The organism is Bacillus sp. SYZHCR11 (genome assembly GCF_057196865.1).
Genome location: NZ_JBXUND010000010.1, coordinates 1 through 3,047, shown reverse-complemented (window position 1 = coordinate 3,047; position 3,047 = coordinate 1). Strand labels below are relative to the sequence as shown.

The 3,047-nt window shown below is 52.9% G+C and carries 1 rRNA gene; it reads right to left on the bottom strand.

The window, feature by feature from the left end:
• Window positions 1–38: 38 nt before the first annotated feature.
• Window positions 39–2,968 (bottom strand): 23S ribosomal RNA (locus tag AC2CGA_RS18850).
• Window positions 2,969–3,047 lie beyond the last annotated feature (79 nt).

The window sequence follows — 3,047 nt, the reverse complement described above, 5'->3', positions numbered from 1 at the left end:
TTCTCTCAAAACTAGATAACAGTAAGCATACATTCAAATTGGTTAAGTCCTCGATCGATTAGTATCTGTCAGCTCCATGTGTCGCCACACTTCCACCTCAGACCTATCAACCTGATCATCTTTCAGGGATCTTACTTCCTTGCGGAATGGGAAATCTCATCTTGAGGGGGGCTTCATGCTTAGATGCTTTCAGCACTTATCCCGTCCGCACATAGCTACCCAGCGATGCCCTTGGCAGAACAACTGGTACACCAGCGGTGCGTCCATCCCGGTCCTCTCGTACTAAGGACAGCTCCTCTCAAATTTCCTGCGCCCGCGACGGATAGGGACCGAACTGTCTCACGACGTTCTGAACCCAGCTCGCGTACCGCTTTAATGGGCGAACAGCCCAACCCTTGGGACCGACTACAGCCCCAGGATGCGATGAGCCGACATCGAGGTGCCAAACCTCCCCGTCGATGTGGACTCTTGGGGGAGATAAGCCTGTTATCCCCGGGGTAGCTTTTATCCGTTGAGCGATGGCCCTTCCATGCGGAACCACCGGATCACTAAGCCCGACTTTCGTCCCTGCTCGACTTGTAGGTCTCGCAGTCAAGCTCCCTTGTGCCTTTACACTCTGCGAATGATTTCCAACCATTCTGAGGGAACCTTTGGGCGCCTCCGTTACCTTTTAGGAGGCGACCGCCCCAGTCAAACTGCCCACCTGACACTGTCTCCCCGCCCGATAAGGGCGGCGGGTTAGAAGGTCAATACAGCCAGGGTAGTATCCCACCGATGCCTCCACCGAAGCTGGCGCTCCGGTTTCCAAGGCTCCTACCTATCCTGTACAAGCTGTACCAACATTCAATATCAGGCTGCAGTAAAGCTCCACGGGGTCTTTCCGTCCTGTCGCGGGTAACCTGCATCTTCACAGGTACTATAATTTCACCGAGTCTCTCGTTGAGACAGTGCCCAGATCGTTGCGCCTTTCGTGCGGGTCGGAACTTACCCGACAAGGAATTTCGCTACCTTAGGACCGTTATAGTTACGGCCGCCGTTTACTGGGGCTTCAATTCGCACCTTCGCTTACGCTAAGCGCTCCTCTTAACCTTCCAGCACCGGGCAGGCGTCAGCCCCTATACTTCGCCTTACGGCTTCGCAGAGACCTGTGTTTTTGCTAAACAGTCGCCTGGGCCTATTCACTGCGGCTCTCTCGGGCTTGCACCCTAACAGAGCACCCCTTCTCCCGAAGTTACGGGGTCATTTTGCCGAGTTCCTTAACGAGAGTTCTCTCGATCACCTTAGGATTCTCTCCTCGCCTACCTGTGTCGGTTTGCGGTACGGGCACCTCTCACCTCGCTAGAGGCTTTTCTTGGCAGTGTGGAATCAGGAACTTCGCTACTATAATTCGCTCGCCATCACAGCTCAGCCTTCACGGGAAACGGATTTGCCTATTTCCCAGCCTAACTGCTTGGACGCGGATATCCAATACCGCGCTTACCCTATCCTCCTGCGTCCCCCCATTGCTCAAATGGTGAGGAGGTGGTACAGGAATATCAACCTGTTATCCATCGCCTACGCCTTTCGGCCTCGGCTTAGGTCCCGACTAACCCTGAGCGGACGAGCCTTCCTCAGGAAACCTTAGGCATTCGGTGGAGGGGATTCTCACCCCTCTTTCGCTACTCATACCGGCATTCTCACTTCTAAGCGCTCCACAAGTCCTTCCGGTCTTGCTTCACAGCCCTTAGAACGCTCTCCTACCACTGTTCGAAGAACAGTCCGCAGCTTCGGTGATACGTTTAGCCCCGGTACATTTTCGGCGCAGAGTCACTCGACCAGTGAGCTATTACGCACTCTTTAAATGGTGGCTGCTTCTAAGCCAACATCCTGGTTGTCTAAGCAACTCCACATCCTTTTCCACTTAACGTATACTTTGGGACCTTAGCTGGCGGTCTGGGCTGTTTCCCTTTCGACTACGGATCTTATCACTCGCAGTCTGACTCCCAAGGATAAGTCATCGGCATTCGGAGTTTGACTGAATTCGGTAACCCGGTAGGGGCCCCTAGTCCAATCAGTGCTCTACCTCCGAGACTCTTACCTTGAGGCTAGCCCTAAAGCTATTTCGGAGAGAACCAGCTATCTCCAGGTTCGATTGGCATTTCACCCCTACCCACACCTCATCCCCGCACTTTTCAACGTGCGTGGGTTCGGGCCTCCATTCAGTGTTACCTGAACTTCACCCTGGACATGGGTAGATCACCTGGTTTCGGGTCTACGACCACGTACTCAATTCGCCCTATTCAGACTCGCTTTCGCTGCGGCTCCGCATCTTCTGCTTAACCTTGCACGGGATCGTAACTCGCCGGTTCATTCTACAAAAGGCACGCCATCACCCGTTAACGGGCTCTGACTACTTGTAGGCACACGGTTTCAGGATCTCTTTCACTCCCCTTCCGGGGTGCTTTTCACCTTTCCCTCACGGTACTGGTTCACTATCGGTCACTAGGGAGTATTTAGCCTTGGGAGATGGTCCTCCCGGATTCCGACGGAATTTCACGTGTTCCGCCGTACTCAGGATCCACTCAGGAGAGAACGAAGTTTTGACTACAGGGCTGTTACCTCCTATGGCGGGCCTTTCCAGACCTCTTCATCTACCTCGTTCCTTTGTAACTCCGTACAGAGTGTCCTACAACCCCAAGAGGCAAGCCTCTTGGTTTGGGCTGGTCCCGTTTCGCTCGCCGCTACTCAGGGAATCGCATTTGCTTTCTCTTCCTCCGGGTACTTAGATGTTTCAGTTCCCCGGGTCTGCCTTCTCATATCCTATGTATTCAGATATGGATACCACTCCATTACGAGTGGTGGGTTTCCCCATTCGGAAATCTCCGGATCAAAGCTTGCTTACAGCTCCCCGAAGCATATCGGTGTTCGTCCCGTCCTTCATCGGCTCCTAGTGCCAAGGCATCCACCGTGCGCCCTTTCTAACTTAACCGTTAAAAAGAATCACTACGTGATATCTTGCATTACTAATTGAATGTGAATTACTTCTGTTATCTAGTTTTCAAAGAACA